16 protein-coding genes are annotated in these 17,318 nt (G+C 63.8%); 11 read left to right on the plus strand and 5 right to left on the minus strand.

Annotated features, from left to right (window positions below; all coding sequences use genetic code 11):
* Positions 1 to 7: 7 nt before the first annotated feature.
* The 11 genes from C4J87_RS15750 (at position 8) to C4J87_RS15800 (ending at position 11,193) form a co-directional block, all read left to right on the plus strand.
* Complete coding sequence (locus tag C4J87_RS15750) at positions 8 to 763, plus strand: alpha/beta hydrolase (RefSeq protein WP_124367537.1); 756 nt, start codon at positions 8 to 10, stop codon at positions 761 to 763.
* Positions 764 to 871: 108 nt separating this feature from the next.
* Positions 872 to 1,639: a FadR/GntR family transcriptional regulator gene (locus C4J87_RS15755; RefSeq protein WP_124367538.1), complete on the plus strand. Its 768-nt coding sequence runs from the start codon at positions 872 to 874 to the stop codon at positions 1,637 to 1,639.
* A gap of 228 nt (positions 1,640 to 1,867) precedes the next feature.
* Positions 1,868 to 3,070, plus strand: a complete 1,203-nt coding sequence (locus tag C4J87_RS15760; RefSeq protein WP_124367539.1) for an ABC transporter substrate-binding protein — start codon at positions 1,868 to 1,870, stop codon at positions 3,068 to 3,070.
* 41 nt (positions 3,071 to 3,111) lie between these two features.
* Positions 3,112 to 3,972 (plus strand): branched-chain amino acid ABC transporter permease, encoded by an 861-nt coding sequence (locus tag C4J87_RS15765; protein WP_124367540.1) that lies wholly within the window; start codon positions 3,112 to 3,114, stop codon positions 3,970 to 3,972.
* Position 3,973: 1 nt separating this feature from the next.
* Positions 3,974 to 4,984 (plus strand): branched-chain amino acid ABC transporter permease, encoded by a 1,011-nt coding sequence (locus tag C4J87_RS15770; RefSeq protein ID WP_124367541.1) that lies wholly within the window; start codon positions 3,974 to 3,976, stop codon positions 4,982 to 4,984.
* Positions 4,981 to 5,730 carry an ABC transporter ATP-binding protein gene (locus C4J87_RS15775; protein ID WP_124367542.1) on the plus strand — a complete coding sequence of 250 codons (750 nt, stop codon included), beginning with the start codon at positions 4,981 to 4,983 and terminating at the stop codon, positions 5,728 to 5,730. The genes C4J87_RS15770 and C4J87_RS15775 overlap by 4 nt, the downstream gene beginning before the upstream one ends.
* Entirely contained in the window at positions 5,730 to 6,425 is a 696-nt protein-coding gene (locus C4J87_RS15780; RefSeq protein ID WP_124367543.1) for an ABC transporter ATP-binding protein, read from the plus strand. Before C4J87_RS15775 ends, C4J87_RS15780 begins: the two co-directional genes overlap by 1 nt.
* 13 nt (positions 6,426 to 6,438) lie before the next feature.
* Complete coding sequence (locus C4J87_RS15785) at positions 6,439 to 7,707, plus strand: Zn-dependent hydrolase (RefSeq protein WP_124367544.1); 1,269 nt, start codon at positions 6,439 to 6,441, stop codon at positions 7,705 to 7,707.
* Positions 7,704 to 9,110 carry an amidase gene (locus tag C4J87_RS15790; protein WP_124367545.1) on the plus strand — a complete coding sequence of 469 codons (1,407 nt, stop codon included), beginning with the start codon at positions 7,704 to 7,706 and terminating at the stop codon, positions 9,108 to 9,110. Before C4J87_RS15785 ends, C4J87_RS15790 begins: the two co-directional genes overlap by 4 nt.
* Positions 9,111 to 9,266: 156 nt before the next feature.
* A complete protein-coding gene (locus tag C4J87_RS15795; protein ID WP_124367546.1) occupies positions 9,267 to 10,130 on the plus strand; it encodes a LysR family transcriptional regulator in 864 nt (287 codons plus the stop codon).
* A gap of 58 nt (positions 10,131 to 10,188) precedes the next feature.
* The gene (locus C4J87_RS15800; protein WP_124363442.1) at positions 10,189 to 11,193 is read left to right on the plus strand and encodes a LacI family DNA-binding transcriptional regulator; all 1,005 of its coding nucleotides are present in this window, start codon (positions 10,189 to 10,191) and stop codon (positions 11,191 to 11,193) included.
* On the opposite strand, the gene C4J87_RS15805 is transcribed toward C4J87_RS15800, so the two are convergent.
* From C4J87_RS15805 to C4J87_RS15825, 5 genes are all read right to left on the minus strand, one after another.
* A complete protein-coding gene (locus C4J87_RS15805) occupies positions 11,190 to 11,915 on the minus strand; it encodes an SDR family oxidoreductase (RefSeq protein WP_124367547.1) in 726 nt (241 codons plus the stop codon). The genes C4J87_RS15800 and C4J87_RS15805 overlap by 4 nt on opposite strands.
* A 240-nt stretch (positions 11,916 to 12,155) precedes the next feature.
* The gene (locus C4J87_RS15810; RefSeq protein WP_124367548.1) at positions 12,156 to 13,688 is read right to left on the minus strand and encodes an FGGY-family carbohydrate kinase; all 1,533 of its coding nucleotides are present in this window, start codon (positions 13,686 to 13,688) and stop codon (positions 12,156 to 12,158) included.
* A gap of 2 nt (positions 13,689 to 13,690) precedes the next feature.
* On the minus strand, positions 13,691 to 14,770 hold the full coding sequence (locus C4J87_RS15815; protein WP_124367549.1) for an alcohol dehydrogenase catalytic domain-containing protein: 1,080 nt from the start codon (positions 14,768 to 14,770) through the stop codon (positions 13,691 to 13,693).
* Positions 14,771 to 14,796: 26 nt separating this feature from the next.
* Entirely contained in the window at positions 14,797 to 15,789 is a 993-nt protein-coding gene (locus tag C4J87_RS15820) for an ABC transporter permease (protein ID WP_124367550.1), read from the minus strand.
* On the minus strand, positions 15,755 to 17,263 hold the full coding sequence (locus C4J87_RS15825; protein ID WP_124367551.1) for a sugar ABC transporter ATP-binding protein: 1,509 nt from the start codon (positions 17,261 to 17,263) through the stop codon (positions 15,755 to 15,757). Before C4J87_RS15825 ends, C4J87_RS15820 begins: the two co-directional genes overlap by 35 nt.
* Positions 17,264 to 17,318: the final 55 nt, after the last annotated feature.

The following is a 17,318-nucleotide window of genomic DNA, read 5'->3' on the forward strand; positions in this document are numbered from 1 at the left end:
CCTTTTAATGAAACCCAGCGTTGTTGGAAAATGCCTGGTTTGCCTCGGCGCCTGGCTGATCGCCCACCTGGCCCTGGCCGACCCCTTGATCACGCCCACCGCCATCGACTGGTTACTGGATTGCCCCTTCCCGGCGTTTGAACGGCTCGACCCAGAAGTCCTCGCGCGCACCCAATGCGGCCAGGTGACGGTACCCCGCGACTATGCCGCACCCGGCCGCGGCCGCCTGCGCCTGAGCGTGACACGCGTCGGCGCACGCGACCCGCTCAACCGTGAGGGCGTGGTGTTTATCCAGTCCGGCGACCCGCGTGCAGCTAAAAACGCCACCTTTGCCCTGCATCTCGTTGGCCGCTGGGAGTCTTATGCCACCCAGGCTTACCGCACGTTGGTCGACCGCTACGACGTGATCGAACTGAGCCCCCGCGACCTGCAACAGGACGCCGCCGTCGAACAGGCGGCGCGGGATATGGAGTATGTCCGTGTGCAATTGGGCGAGGCCCAGCTCAACTACGTCGGCAATGCCGACGCGGCGAGGCTCGGCAACCGCTATGGCACGCTGTTTCCCGAACGCATCACGCGCATGGTGCTGGTCAACGCCGGGCGCGGCGAACCTGTGGCTTCCGGCGTCGAGCTGCTGCTGCTCAAGGAACCCGCCCAGGCCAGCGGTGACGGCTGTGTCAGCCGCTGGCTCGGTGATTTTCTGGTTTTCGGCAAACAGCCACCGGCGAACACACGGTGCCTAGACCGTGGCGGCTGGGACTGACCCTGACGTTTACGACCTGTTGATACCAGAAACGACACCCTGCGTTGACGCTGCGGCCCGATCGTTATTAAGTGCTATTTATCCGCATTAATACGATAAATCGAAACCATGCTGAGCCGTCCGCTACGCCGCAAACGCCAGAAGCTGTCCGATGTGATCGTCGAGTCGGTCAAGCGCTCCATCGTCACCGACGCGTTGAAGCCCGGCGACCGCTTGCCCACCGAACGCGAGCTGATGGAAAGCTTCCAGTGCTCCAAGGGCTCGGCCCGCGAAGCGCTCAAGGCGCTGGAAGTCGAAGGCCTGGTGAGCACGCGCACCGGCCCCAGTGGCGGCGCCTACCTGAACCAGGCCGGCACCGAACCCGCCAGCCGCGCGCTGCGCAACTACCTGCACTTCCAGCACCTGGACGGCGAGCAGGTGTACCAACTGCGCAAGGTCATCGAAGTGGAGCTGGCGCTGTCGGTGCTCGGGCGCTTGAGCGAGAGCGACTACCAGGCCTTGCAGGACAACGTGGACTTTTGCAGCGCCCCCGAAGACAGCGAAGCCGGCCAGCGCGAACAGCGTCTGGCGGAACTGGAATTTCACAACCTGCTGGCCAAGGCCTGCCCCAACCCGCTGCTCGGTTTCATGGCGCAGTTCCTCAACGACCTGCTGCGCGACCTGGTGGTGCTGAAAAAAGCCTACAAGCCCAAGCGCAAGCAGTTCGATGCGGCCAACCTCGACTACCACAAGCAATTGCTGATCGCCTTTCGCGCCGGGGATGAAAGCGCGGTGCGCAGCTTGATGCATGAACACATGTGCGATGCCGAACACCACATGACTGCACTGGAAGGCCAAGTCAGCCCGCACTTCCTGCTGGAGTTCGATCACTCCTAAACCACCACAAATCCAATGTGGGAGGGGGCTTGCTCCCGATAGCGGTGGATCAGCCACCCGATGCAGTGACTGACACTCAGTCATCGGGAGCAAGCCCCCTCCCACATTGGGTTTGCATTCCAACCGATAGACCCGCGTCACCTCAATAAAAAACGCCTGCCCACAGGCCCTTGCTCCACCGTATCGCCCTTGCCGCTCCTGCCAATAACTAAACCAGGGAGTCACCCCATGCAGCGTCGTACGTTATTGAAAGCCAGTCTCACCTTCGCCTCCGCCCTCAGCCTCCCGCTGAGCGTGCGTGCGGCATTCGCCGCCGAGCCCTTTACCTTTTACGGCCTCAAGTCCATGTCTGGCGCCTTTGCCAGCTATGGCAAGTTTGCCGACATGGGTTCGCGCCTGGCGGTGGAGCAGCACCCGCAAGTGCTCGGCCGCCCGTTGCACTACAAGGTCATCGACACCGAGGGCAATGCCGGCAAGGCGGTGCGCAAGGTGCAGGAGGCGATTCAGCAGGACGGCGCGCGGTTCTTCCAGGGCTGCACGCTGTCCTCGTCGGCCCTGGCAGTGGCCAAGGAAGTCGACAAGGTCGGCGGCGTGTTCATGACCCCGGTGGGCGCCGACGAGGTCACCGGCAAGGACTGCAACAAGGCCACGTTTCGCTGGTCGGTGCCCACCTACGGCGCCATCCGCGAAACCATGCTGCCGCTGATCAAGCTGCTGCCGGACGCCAAGCGCTGGTACACCATCACCCCGCAATACGTGTTCGGTGAAGCCTTGCTCGAAGGCGCGAAAAACGTGCTCAAGGAACACGGCCTGGAACACGTCGGCAACAGCTACCACTCCTTGCAGGAACAGGAATTCTCCGGCTACCTGACCAACGCCATTTCCACCAAACCCGATGTGCTGGTGCTGCTGAATTTCGGCAGCCAGTCGTCCAACACCCTGCGCCAGGCGGTGAATTTCGGCATCAAGGAGCGCATGAAGGTACTGCTGGTGTGGTCCGCCGGCCTCGATCAGTTCCAGGAACTGGGCAGCGATATTCTCGAAGGCGTGTACCTCGGCGCGCAGTACTGGCACCAGGTCGATACGCCGCTCAACCGCGAGCTGGTCAAGTTGACCCAGGCCAAATACGGCATCAACCCCACCTACCCGCTCGCCGCCGACTACATCAGCACCAAGGTGATGCTCGAGACCATCGTCGCCACCGGCAGCTTCGACGGGCCGACCGTGGCCAAGGCCATGCAGGGCTTGAGCTATGAGGGCCCGACCGGCAAGGAGTCGATCCGCGCCGGCGACCATCAGGTGATCAAGGACTACTACCTGCTGATCGGCAAGGCCGCCGCCGATATGACCGACAAGGACGACCTGGCCAAGGTGCTCAGCGCCGGCCAGTCCTTCCCACCGGTGGAAGCCACGGGCTGCACGCTCGTCTGAGTTTCTGACTATCGCACCGGCTTCCTGCTGAGGGCTTGCGCATGCTTAATCTTTACCTGTTCCAGATACTCAACGGCCTCGGGTTGGGAATGATCTACTTCCTGATCGCGGTCGGGCTGACGATCATTTTCGGTCTGCTCAACTTCGTCAATTTCGCCCACGGCGCGTTCTTCCTGCTGGGCGCCTATATCTGCTACACCGCCGTCAGCCTCACCGGCAGCTTCTGGCTGGCGCTGCTGATTGCGCCGCTGGTGGTGGCCGCGCTGGCGTGGGTGATCGAGCGCCTGCTGATCCAGCGTATCTACCACTTGCCGCACATGTTCCAGATCCTGGTAACGCTGGGCATCGCGTTGATCATCCAGGAAGCCAGCGTGATGATCTGGGGTCCGGTGGGCAAGAGTGTCGCGGTGCCGGAACTGTTGCGCGGCGTGCTGGTGGTGGGCGATTTCGTCTACCCCTACTACCGCCTGTTCCTCATCGTGTTTTCCGCGGTGGTGGGCCTGGCCCTGTGGCTGCTGCTGGAACGCACGCGCTTCGGTGCACTGGTACGCGCCGGCAGCGAGAGCACCGAAACCGTATCGCTGCTGGGCACCAATATCTTCCGTTTGTTCTCCATGACCTTCGCCCTTGGTGTTGGCCTGGCCGGCATGGCCGGTGTGCTGTTCGCGCCGTTGCGCGGTGCGCAGCCGTTCGTGGGCCCGGAGATTCTCGGCATCGCCTTCGTGGTGGTGGTGATCGGCGGCATGGGTTCGTTCAGCGGTGCGCTGGTCGGCGGTTTGCTGGTGGGCGTGGTGCAAAGCCTGATGACCACACTCTGGCCCCAGGGCGCGAGCCTGATGATCTACGGCGCAATGGCCGTGGTGATTCTGGTACGCCCCTACGGCCTGTTCGGGAGAGCCTGACATGAGCGAGAAAAATCCCCTGCCGTTTGCCAAGACGCAATCGCGCGCCATGTTGCTGTGGGTCGTGGCGGTGCTGATCGGCCTGCCGTTGGTTTTACCCTCGGCCACCCTGGCCAGCGAAATACTGATCTTTGCCATGGCCGCCCTGGCCTGCAACCTGTTGCTGGGCTACACCGGGCTGTTGTCGTTCGGCCAAGGTATTTTCTTTGGCGCCGGTGCATATTGCGCGGCGTTGCTGATGATCCACCTGCAATGGGGCCTGTTCACGGCGTTGCTGGGTGCTGCCGTCGTCGGCGGCTTCCTGGCGTTGCTGGTGGGCGCCTTGGCGATCCGTCGCACTGGCATCTACTTCGTGATGCTCACGTTGGCGTTCAGCCAGATGGCTTACTTTGTCGCCTACACCCTGAGTGACTGGACCGGCGGTGACAACGGCCTGCTCAGCGTGCCGCGCCCGGAGATCCGTATCGGTGACACGGTGCTGTTGTCGCTGGCCGATGCACGCGCCTTCTACGGCTTTGTCGCGGTGCTGTTCCTGCTGATCTTCATCGGCGCGCGCCGGGTGATCGCCTCACCGTTCGGCAGCACCTTGATGGCGATCCGCGAAAACGAAACCCGCGCCTCGGCCATCGGCTACGACACGCGGCATTTCAAGATCCTGGTGTTTGTGTTGTCGGGCGCGGTCACCGGTATCGCCGGGGCGCTGTACGCGATGCTGCTGCACTTTGTGCCGCTGTCGAATATCGATCTGATGATGTCCGAGAACATCCTGATCATGACCATCGTCGGCGGCACCGGCTCGTTGTTCGGCTCGTTGCTGGGCGCCGGCTCCATCGTGCTGCTGGGGGATTTCCTGTCGGACCTGTGGCCGCGCTGGCTGATGCTGCTGGGGGTGATTCTGATCCTGGTGGTGATCTTCATGCGCGGCGGTCTGTGGGGCGGGTTGGCCGCGCTGTACGAAAAAGTACGCGCCAGTCGCAAGCCCGGCGTCGTTACCAAGGAGGAAGTGCTATGAGCATCCTGCTGCAAACCCAAGACCTGGAACTGGCCTACGGCGCGTTCCATGCGGTCAATGGCGTCAACCTCAAGGTCGAGGCCGGCACCATCCACACCATCATCGGCCCCAACGGCGCGGGCAAGACCAGCCTGTTCCACTGCCTCACCGGTGAGCGCCAGGCCACTGCCGGCGCGATCCACTTCGACGGCAGGAACCTGATGCGCAAACCCGCCCACGCCCGCGTCGGCCTGGGCATGGCGCGCTCGTTCCAGCTCACCAGCCTGTTCCAGAACCTCAGCGTGCGCGAAAACCTGCGCCTGGCGGCCCAGGGCCGTGACGGTGCGCGCGCCCTGAACTTCTGGCGCCGCGTGGACAGCAAGCGCGAACACCTGGAGATGGCCGACCAGGTGCTGGAGCGCCTGCAACTCACCGCCCGCGCCGACACCCTGGCCGGCGAGTTGTCCCACGGCCAGCAGCGGGTCCTGGAAGTGGGCATGTCGATCTGCTCCAGGCCCAAACTGTTGATGCTCGACGAGCCCACCTCGGGCATGGGCATCGATGACATTCCGATCATGACCCAACTGATCAGCGATCTGGGCCGCGACCACACGGTGCTGCTGATCGAACACAACATGAGCATCGTCATGTCCATCAGCCAACGCATCACCGTGATGAGCCACGGGCAGATCCTGGTGGAAGGCACGCCGGAATTCGTGCGCGCCGATGAACGTGTACGCAGTGCTTATCTTGGGGAGGCTGCCTGATGCTGATCGTCGAGAATATCCATTCCTACTACGACAAGAGCCACGTGCTCGAAGGCGTGTCATTGACCGTCAACCCCGGCGAACTGGTGACGCTGCTGGGCCGTAACGGCGCCGGCAAGACCACGACCTTGCGCAGCATCCTCGGCATCATCTGCCCGCGCCAGGGCCAGATTCACTTCAACGGGCAGGCGCTGGTGGGCCAGAAGATTTTTCAAATCGCCCGCCAGGGCCTGGCGCTGGTGCCGGAGAACCGTGGGATTTTCCGCCTGCTCAGCGTCGAGGAAAACCTGCGCATCGCCGCCCGCAAGACCAGCCGCTGGCAGCTGGAGGATGTGTACGGCATGTTCCCGCGCCTCAAGGAACGGCGCAAGAACGCCGGCCATGCACTCTCCGGCGGCGAGCAACAGATGCTCGCCATTGCCCGCGCGCTGCTTAACGACCCCAAGCTGCTGATCCTCGATGAACCCACCGAAGGCCTGGCCCCGGTGATCGTCGACGAACTGGTGAAGATCCTGCGCAAGGTCAAGGACGACGGCCTGCCCGTGCTGCTGGTGGAACAGAACCTGATGGTCTGCGACAAGCTCGCCGACCGCCATTACGTACTCGAACAGGGCCGCGTGGTGTACGAAGGCAGCGCTGCAGATTTTCGCGCCGACCCGACCATCAAGAATCGCTACCTGGCCCTGAGTGCCTGACCGGAGAATGCCCATGAACAGCTTTGCGCAACCGCTAACCAGCAACGCCCCGCTGATCGATCGCGACCGCCTGTGGCAATCCTTGATGGACCTGGCCCGGCTTGGCGCCACGGCCAAAGGCGGCGTGTGCCGCCTGGCCCTGACCGACCTGGACCGCCAGGCCCGTGACCTGTTCGTGCAGTGGTGCGAAGCCGCCGGCTGCAGCGTCAGCGTGGACGCCATCGGCAATATCTTTGCCCGCCGCGCCGGGCGCAATCCCGCCCTGCCCCCGGTGATGACCGGCAGCCACATCGACACCCAGCCCACTGGCGGCAAGTTCGATGGCTGCTACGGGGTGATGGCCGGCCTGGAAGTGATCCGCACCCTGAACGACCTGCAGATCGAAACCGAAGCGCCCATCGAAGTGGTGGTGTGGACCAACGAAGAAGGCTCGCGCTTCCCGCCGTGCATGATGGGCTCCGGGGTATTCGCCGGTAAGTTCGACCTGCAGGACACCCTCGACAAACAGGACGAACATGGCCTGTCGGTGGGCGCAGAGTTGCAGCGCATCGGTTATGCCGGCTCCCGCCCTGTGCTGGGCCATCCGGTGGGCGCGTATTTCGAGGCGCATATCGAACAGGGCCCGGTGCTGGAGGACCAGGCCACCACCATCGGCGTGGTGATGGGTTGCCTGGGCCAGAAATGGTTCGACCTGACCCTTACCGGCGTCGAAGCCCATGCCGGGCCGACGCCGATGCACCTGCGCAAGGACGCCCTGGTGGGCGCCGCCGAGGTAGTCAGCGCGGTCAACCGCATCGCCCATCAGCAGCAGCCTCACGCCTGCGGTACCGTCGGTTGCCTGAGCCTGCACCCCGGCTCACGCAATGTGATTCCCGGCCAGGTGCACATGACCCTCGACCTGCGCCACCTGCATGCAGACAAGCTGCACGCCATGGTCGACGAAGTGCGCGGCGTGATCGAAGCCAGCGCCGCAAGGCACGGCTTGACGTTCGAACTGACCCCCACCGCCGACTTCCCGCCCCTGGACTTCAACCCCACCTGCGTGAACGCCGTGCGCGACGGCGCGAAGGCCTTGGGCTTGAGCCATATGGATATCGTCAGCGGCGCCGGGCATGACGCGATCTTCGTCGCCGAACTGGGCCCGGCCGGGATGATCTTTGTGCCGTGTGAAGGCGGCATCAGCCACAACGAAATCGAAAACGCCGCGCCGGATGACCTGGCGGCGGGTTGCGCGGTACTGCTGCGCGCCATGGTCAATGCCGCACAGGGAGCCCAGCCATGAGCGAAATCGGGCAACTGACGGCGGTGCAACTGCTGCAGCATTTTCGCGACAAGACCTTGTCGCCGGTGGAGGTCACCGAGGATGCGCTGTTGCGCATCGAGCGCTATAACCCGCTGGTGAATGCCTACTGCCATGTGGACCCGCAAGGTGCGTTGAATGCGGCGCGCGCCGCCGAGCAACGCTGGTTCAAAAGCCAGCCCTGCGGCGCGCTGGACGGCGTGCCGGCCTCGATCAAGGATTTGACCTTGACGATGGGCATGCCCACCCGCAAGGGTTCGCGCACCACGTCCGCCGAAGGGCCGTGGAACGTCGATGCGCCCTTCACCGCCTTCATGCGCAAGGCCGGCGCGGTGCTGCTGGGCAAAACCACCACCCCGGAGTTCGGCTGGAAAGGCGTCACCGACAACCCGCTGTACGGCATCACGCGCAACCCCTGGGACACCCGCACCACGGCGGGCGGTTCGTCCGGTGGTGCCGGAGCGGCAGCGGCGCTGAACCTCGGCGTGCTGCACCAGGGCAGCGACGCGGGCGGCTCGATCCGAATTCCCTGTGCGTTCACCGGCACCTTCGGCATCAAGCCGACCTTCGGTTATGTGCCGCAATGGCCGGCGAGCTCGATGACGATCCTGTCGCACCTGGGCCCGATGACGCGCACCGTGGAAGACAGCGTGCTGATGCTGCAGGCCGTGGCGCAGCCGGACGCGCGGGACGGGCTAATCGGTGCGCCGAGAACCACGCCGTGGCTGACGCCAGGTAACGACCTGAAGGGATTGCGCGTCGCCTACAGCCCCACCTTGGGTTACGTGGATGTGGACCCGCAGGTGGCCAGGGTGGTCGCCGCGGCGGTCAATGGCCTGGTGCAGTTGGGCGCCCATGTCGAACAGATCGACCCCGGTTTCAGCGACCCGTTGGAAGTCTTCAGCACCTTGTGGGCCGCCGGCGCTGCGCGGTTGACTCGCAGCATGAGCGACGCGCAGAAGCAGCTGCTCGATCCCGGTTTGCTGCGCATTGCGCAACGGGGCGAACGCTTGAGCCTGGATGATTTCAATGCGGCCCTGGAGGCACGTGCGGCGCTGGTCGCGCGGATGGCGGCGTTCCATGAGCACTACGACGTACTGGTGTCACCGATGATGCCGATCACCGCGTTCGAGGCCGGGCACACCGTCCCGCCGGGTTCGGGCCTGGAGGAATGGACGCAGTGGACGCCGTTCACCTACCCCTTCAACCTCACCCAGCAACCGGCCGCGTCGGTGCCGTGCGGGTTGGCGGCGAATGGGCTGCCGGTGGGGCTGCATGTGGTGGCCGCGCGGTTTGCCGATGAGCAGGTGTTGAGGGTGTGCCACGCGTACGCCAAGGCATTCCCCACCCAACACCTGCAAGCCCCGATAACCCAAGCACCCTAGATCAAACTGTGGGAGGGGGCTTGCTCCCGATAGCAGTGGTTCAGTCAATTAATCTGTCACTGATCCACCGCCATCGGGGGCAAGCCCCCTCCCACATTTTTGACCGCATTCCAGTCCCTAACCTCTACAATGCCCCATTCATTTCCGGGGGGCTTCATGGACATCGAACTGGCACGCACCTTCCTCGAAATCACCCGCTGCGGCAGCCTGGCCGCGGCGGCGGAGAAATTGCACGTCACCCAGACCGCCATCACCGCACGGGTGAAAAACCTCGAGAATCAGTTGGGCAGTACGCTGTTCGTGCGCAATCGCGCCGGGGCCAGGCTGACCGCCGATGGCGAGGCCTTCGTGGTGTACGCCAACCAGTTGCTGCAAACCTGGGAAGCGGCACGCCGTGACCTGCCGTTGCCCGATGGCTATCGCAATGTGCTGCATATCGGTGGCGAAGTCAGCCTGTGCAACCCGTTGATGCTCGGCTGGGCCAAGGCGCTGCGCGAGCGGATACCGGGGCACGCGCTGCGCACGGAAGTGCGTGAAGGCGAGTACCTGTTGCGCCAGTTGGAGCTGGGGGTGCTCGACGCCGCGCTGGTGTTCCAGCCGCAATACTGGCCGGGCTTGCAGGTGGAGCAGGTGCTGGAAGAAAAACTGATCCTGGTGCAACTGGCGAGCAAGCCCGAGCCCTACGTGTATATCGATTGGGGCCCAGGCTTTCGCCAGCAGCACGACGCCGCCCTGCCCGACCGGGCGCGTGCTGCGGTGAGTTTCAACCTGGGGCCGCTGGCGTTGCAGTACATCCTGGAGAACGGCGGCGCCGGGTATTTCCGCACGCGGGTGGTGCAGAGTTACCTGGACAGCGGCGTGATGCAGCGCGTGGCCAAGGCGCCGGAGTTCAGTTTTCCGACCTATCTGGTGTACTCGCGGGCACGGGACTCGGCGGTGCTGCAGCAGGCGTTGACGCTGTTGCGCGAGGTGGTCAAGGCCGAAGGTGACTGGTCGCAACGCTGGGACCCGCTGATTTGAATCACCCTGCACCTGCGCCCATGCTAGCCTGCGGGTGTTTCCTCTCGCAGCCTTACCGATGAACAAGAAAAAGTCCGTCACCATCAGCGACATCGCCAAACGGGTGGGCATGACCACCATCACCGTGTCCCGGGCGCTGAGCAAACCCGACCTGGTCAAACCCGCCACCCTGGCGCGCATTCTGGAAGTGGCGCGCGAGCTCGACTACGTGCCCAACGCCTTCGCGCGCGGGCTCAAGCGCAGTGAGAGCCTGATCATCGGTGTGATCACCGCATCCGTAGACAACCCGTTCTACAGCGAGATGATCAAGGCGATTTCCCGCGAAGCGAAAAAACACGGCTACACCATCATGCTGGTGGACACCGATGAGCTGGAAGAACTGGAAAGCAAGGCCGTCGATACCCTGCTGGGGTATCGCGTGGCGGGGATCATCCTGTCGCCGGTCTCCGATGAGCCGAGCTACCAGCCCGACTATCTCGAGCGCCTGGGCAACGGCAAGACGCCGGTGGTGCTGCTTGACCGCACGCTGCATGACAGCCCATTCAGCCGCGTGGTGCTCGACAACTACCACAGCGGCATCCAGGCCGCGCAGTATCTGTTGCGCCAAACCCCGAACCTTGAGCGCCTGCTGGTGCTGACCGGCCCCGAGCACTCGCGCATCACCGTGGAGCGCCTCAAGGGCCTGCGCGAAGTGCTCGCCGAACATCCCCAGGTGCAGGTCGAAGTGCAGGCCGGGGACTACACGTTGATGCCGGCTTACCTGCACACCCTCGACTACCTCGCCGCGCACTCGGCGCCGGACGCGATCATGGGTTTCAACCAGTTGATCACCCTCGGCGCCCTGCGCGCGTTGCGCATGCACAACATCGCCCATGACAGCCTGACCATCTGCGGCATCGACCGCCTGCCCTTCGCCGACATTTTCGGTGTGCCCATCGCCTGTGTGGCCCACGACGCATCCCTGGCTGGCAGCAGCGCGGTACGCCTGCTGCTTGATCGCCTGCAAGACCCGCACAAACCCCGGGACAAGGTGGTTATCGCCGGGCAGCTGGAGAACGGCTAGCGGCTGGTATAGCCGCCATCGATGGGCAGGCTCACGCCGCTGATCATGCTGGCGGCATCGCTGAGCAGGAACAGCACGGGCAACGCCACTTCCACGGTTTGCGCAAAACGGCCGAGGGGAATCGCGGCCAGCGCCGGATCGCGCTTGGCCGGATCCGACCAGGCCATGGTCGCCATCGGCGTGAGCGTGACAGTGGGGTTGACACTGTTGACGCGAATGCCGAAGCGGCCCCATTCAGCGCACTGCACGCGGGTGATCGCATCCAGCGCGGCCTTGGAGGCGCAGTAGCCGAGGTGATCATCCAAGGCCACCAGCGAGGCCTGGCTGGACACGTTGACGATACTGCCGGCGATGCTCGCCTCGATCATCCTCGCCGCGACACGGCTGGCCACCTGCGCAGCGGCGCGGGCGTTGACGTTCATCACCTGGTCGAAGGCCGCAGCGCTGATGGAAACGGCGGGCTCCAGGCGTGAAATGCCGGCGCAGTTGACCAGGCCGTGCAGGGGCGGCAGGTCTTGCAATGCTTTATCGAGGGCCGCGCTGTCGGCGATATCCAGGCTCAGGGTATGGCAGCCTAATTCGGCCAAAGCTTGAGCATCGCGGCCCAGGGCGAATACTTCAGCGCCGCTGAGGATGAGCTGCCGGGCGATCTCGCGACCGATGCCACTGCTGGCGCCGGTGACGAGGATACGGTGACGGGTGAAGTCAAAGCTGGCCTGCATAAATGAATTCCCAAAATAATGAAGATCCCCTGTGGGAGGGGGCTTGCCCTATGCCATTCAGTTAAGGCTTTTTGTAGGAGCGAGCTTGCTCGCGAAAAACTCACAAGCACCGCGTTTATTCAGGAAGCACGCGTTATCGTTGACGTTTTTCGCGAGCAAGCTCGCTCCTACAGACGGTGGTGTACGCTTAACTGACTGGCATTAGGGCAAGCCCCTCCCACATTTTTGGCCAATGTTGGCTCAGGTGGCTTGCAGGTTGTGCATGATCGGTTTCAGGGCCGGGTAGAGCTTCAGATATTCGGAAAACGCCTGGTCGTAGATCGCGACGTTCTCGCGCTTGGGCTGTGCGCGCAGCGTCAACTGCACCCAGCCCTTGTCCATCTGCCCATCACTGACCATCCCCACCGTATGCGCCGCCAACAATGCAGCGCCGAGCGCTGCTTCGACTTCCTGGACAAGGGTGTACACCGGGTAGCGCGTCACATCCGCGATGATCTGCATCCACAGATCCGAATGGCTCGCACCGCCCACCACGATCAAACGCGGGTCCAGGGAATGCGCGCCCTGGGTGCCGGCTTCGATGTTGTGGCGCAGGGCAAAACTCACCCCTTCGAGCACGGCGCGGTACAGGTGCAGGCGCGTGTGATACAGGTTCAACCCGACAAAACTGCCACTGGCGCGGTCATCCCATACCGGGCTGCGCTCCCCCATCAGGTACGGCAGGAACAGCAGGCCCTCGCTGCCCGCCGGGATCGTCATCGCGCCCTGTTCCAGCAGCGCCAGGCTGTCCTGGCCGGTGGCCTGGGCCTGGTGCTCCTCGGCCTGGCAGAACTGCTCGCGAAACCAGCTGACCGACGCCCCGGCGGTGATCGCGCCGCCGAAGATGTACAGGTCGCGATGGCCGTTGTAGACATGGGGCATGCTCACCAACCCGTGGTGCGCGTCGACCTGCTGGTTGAGGTAGCCCCAACACATGCTGGTGCCGATCATTGCCACATGGTTGCCCGGTTGGGTCACGCCTGCGGCCAGGGTCGCCATGGCCGCATCCACGCCACCGGCGAGCACCGGCGTGGCTGCCTGCAAGCCCAGGCGGGCGGCCCAGTCTTCAAGCAGACCGCCCACCACTTCACCGGAATACACCAACCGCTCGGGCATCATCGAGTGCGGGATGCCCAGCGCGTCGAGCATCTCGCCCGACCAGCTGCGCGCAGCCACATCGTAGACACCGCCGATATTGCCGGCGCTGCTGTGGTCCACCGCCAGCGCGCCGGTCAGGCACCAGTTGATGTAGCTGTTGGGCGGCAGCAAATAGCGCGTACTGGCCCACACCTCAGGCCGATGCTGCTTGAGCCAGAGCATCTTGGTGAAGCCGTAGTAACTGTCCACCGAATTCCCGGTGATCGCCAACAGCCGCTCCAGGTCCATGTGCTCACGCACCCACTGCACCTGCTCGCCAGCGCGCCGGTCCATCCAGATCAGGCACGGGTGCAACGGGGTGATCTGCGCATCCACCGCGATCCCCGAACCGCCATACAGGCTGCTGATGCACAGCGCCTTGACCTGCGCCTGCTCCACACCGGCCTTGACCATGCACTGCGCCACGCACGCCTCGACCGCCGCCAACCAGACCTGCGGCCATTGCTCGGCCCAGCGCACTTTCGGGGTATCCACGCGATACCCGTGGCTGTGCTGGGCGATGAGCGTGCCGTGGGCATCCACCAGCAGCGCCTTGGTGCTCTGGGTTCCGATGTCGACCCCGATCACGTAGTCCATGGTCAGAGCACCGGCTTCAACAAGACCTTGATCGACTTCGTGGAATTGGCCAGCTCAAAGGCTTCGGCAAAGTCATCCAGCGGGAAGTCATGGGTCACGATGCCCTGGGAGGTGACCAGGCCGCGTTCGAACAGGTCGATGGCGATCGGGTAGCAATACGGGCCGAGGTGGGCGCCGCGTACGTCCAGCTCCTTGCGGTCGCCGATGATCGACCAGTCCACGCTGGTCTCGGCGCCGAACACGCTGAACTCGACGAAACGCCCGAGCTTGCGGATCAGGTCCAGGCCCTGGGTGACGCCGGCCGGTACGCCGGTGGTCTCGATGTACACATCGCAGCCGTATTTATCAGTAAGGCCGTTGATGATCTCGCGGGCGTTGTCGCGGGACGGATTGATCACCACATCGGCACCGAACTTCTTCGCCAACGCCAGGCGCTCGTCGACCATGTCGATCACCACCAGTTTCTTCGGCGTCTTCAGCGCCGCCACCTGCACCATGCACAGGCCCAGGGTACCGGCGCCGGCAATCACCACCACGTCATCGAGCTGGATATCGCCACGGTTGACCGTGTGGATCGAGCAGGCCATCGGCTCGACCAGCGCCGAGTCTTCCAGGGACACCGACTCGGGAATCCGGTGCACGATGGCGGTCTTGGGAATGCGCATGTACTGCGCCATGCCGCCCTCGGCGACTTCACGCTGGAAGCCGAAGATGTTGTGCACTTCGCACATCCAGTATTTGCCCGACTTGCAGAAACGGCACTTGGCGCACGGCACGATCTGCTCGGCGATCACCTTGTCCCCCACCGCCACTTCGAAGTGTTCCTCAGCGCCCTCGCCCGCCTCCACCACATAGCCAAAAAACTCGTGGCCCGGCACCACCGGCGCCTTGACCCAGGGGTTGTCGCCGCCCCAGAACATCGCCGCGCCGGAATGGCACTTGCAGTCGCTGGCGCAGATACCGCACGCGGCGATACGGATCACCAGTTCATTGGCGCGCGCCTGGGGTTTGCCGATGCGCTCCAGACGGTAGTCATTCGGGCCGTGGCAGACGACGGCTTGCATCTCTGTGTGCTTGTCCATGGTGTTCGTCCTGTGTTGATCGTTGTTTATCGATGGCGCTGACGGCTGATAAAGATCGCCAGCAAAATGATTGCGCCCTTGATCACGCTCTGCACGTAAGGCGAGACGCCAAGCATGTTCAGGCCGTTGTTCAAAACGCCGAGCAGCATCGCGCCCAGCAACGTGCCGACGATCACCCCACGCCCACCGGCAATCGATGCCCCGCCCAGTACCACGGCGGCAATCGCATCCAGCTCGAACGACACGCCAGCATTCGGCTGGCCGCTCATCAAGCGCGACGTCAGCACCAGCCCGGCTATCGCGGCGGTGAGGCCGCTGATGCCGTACACCAGCAACTTGAAGCGCGCCGCCCGCACCCCGGACAAACGCACCGCCTCTTCATTGCCGCCGATGGCGTAGATGTAGCGACCGATGCGCGTGTGCTGCAGCAGCACATAAGCCGCCAGGTAGGTGAGCAGCATGATCAGGATCGGCACCTGGATGCCCCACACGCTGGCGCGGCCGAAGACCGCGAACCACTCCGGCAGCCCGGAAATCGGGTAGCCGTCGGTGTACATCAGCCCGAACCCACGGGCGATGCCCATGGTCGCCAGGGTCACGATGATCGGCGGCATATGCAGGTAGGCCACGAACAGGCCGTTGCCGATGCCGAACGCCACACCCACCAGCATGCCGGCGCCGATGGCCAGGCCCGGCGGCACACCCGCGACCATCAAGCCGGCCGTGAGCGTGCCGGACAACGCCATCACCGGCCCCACCGACAGATCTATGCCGCCGGTGAGAATCACGCAGGTCATGCCCACCGCGATAATCGCGTTGATCGATACCTGGCGGGCGATGTTCGACAGGTTGCTGGCGGTGAGAAAGGTGTCACTGGCCAGGATCATCACCAGGGTCACCACCACCAGCCCGACGAAGGGATAAAACGCCGGCGAGCGCAGCAGCCGCGCCAGGTTCAGGCGCAACCGGCCGCTGCCTGCAAGGTTAATGGACGTATTCACTGGAGCCCCCTGTTGCATGGCGCATGACCTCTTGAGGATTGACGGCGGACGCTTCCAGCACCTTGACGATCGCGCCCTTGTGGAACACCGCGACGCGGTCGCACATGCCGATGACTTCCGGCAGTTCGGAGGAAATCATGATGATCGCGTAGCCCTGTTTGGTCAGGCTGCGCATCAGCGCGTAGATCTGCGCCTTGGCCCCTACATCGATGCCACGGGTGGGTTCGTCGAACACCAGCACGTCGCAGTGGTGGTTGATCCAGCGGGCGATCACGACTTTCTGCTGGTTGCCGCCGCTGAGGTTGAACACTCGGCTTTCCGCGCTGGGCGCCTTGATCGATAGCTGGCGCATCAAGGCTTCGACGCTGGCGCATTCCCTGGCCTTGTCGATCAGGCCCGTGGCGTTCTGGTATTTGGGCAGGTTATTCAGCGAGATATTTTCGCGAATGCTGAAGTCGGTGATCAGCCCTTCGCTCTTGCGGCTCTCCGGCAGCAGGCCGATGCCATGGGCAAGTGCCTGGGCCGGGTCGTCGAGGCTGACCTTGGCGCCGCGCAGCCATACGTCTTTGCTCACCGAGGGCAGCGCGCCCATCATGCCCAGGGCCAGCTCGGTGCGGCCGGAACCGACGAGGCCGGCAAAGCCGAGGATCTCACCCTGGTGCAGGTTGAAGCGGTTGTGCGGGCCGTTGCGCACCAGCTGAATGTCCTTGACCTCCAGCAGCAAAGGCCCGCGTTCTGTGGTGGGTTTGGGCGGGAAACTGCAGGCCAGGCGGCGGCCGACCATCATTTCGACCAAGCGGTCGATGTCGCTGTCGGCCACATCGGTGACGCCCACGTTAGCGCCGTCGCGCAGCACGCTGATGCGGTCGCACACCTGGAAAATCTCCTCCAGATGGTGCGAGATAAAGATCACCGCCACGCCCTGGCGCTTGAGCTCGCGCATGATCTCGAACAGCAGCTCGGCTTCGCTGGGGGTCAGCGTCGCGGTGGGTTCATCGAGCACCAGCAAGCGCGCGTCCAGGGCCAGGGCCTTGGCGATTTCGACGAACTGCTGCTCGGCCACGCTCAGGTGCTTGACCGCGCAATCAAGGTTGATCGATACGCCCAGGCGCTTGAACAGCGCTTCGCAGGCCTCACGCATGTCGCGCTTGCGCAACAGGCCGAAGCGGTTGCTCAGCTCATGGCCGAGGAAGATGTTTTCCACCGCCGTGAGGTACGGAATCAGGCTGAATTCCTGGAACACGATGCCGATGCCGGCGGCAATCGCGTCCCGGTAGGTCGCAAATTGCCGGGCCTGGCCGTCGATCAGGATCTGCCCTTCGTCCTGATGCTCGACACCGCCGAGGATTTTCATCAGGGTGGATTTGCCCGCGCCATTTTCCCCGAGCAACGCGTGGATTTCGCCGCGCTCCACTTGCAGGTTGATGGACGTGAGGGCTTGTACCCCCGGGTAACGCTTACAGATGTTTTCCAGCTTCAGAAGACTGCTCATACCGCCGACCTCGCATTCAGAAGGACAACCCGAGCCCCACGGCGGGCGCGGCGCG

It is taken from the genome of Pseudomonas sp. R1-43-08 (assembly GCF_003852255.1).
Lineage (GTDB): Bacteria > Pseudomonadota > Gammaproteobacteria > Pseudomonadales > Pseudomonadaceae > Aquipseudomonas.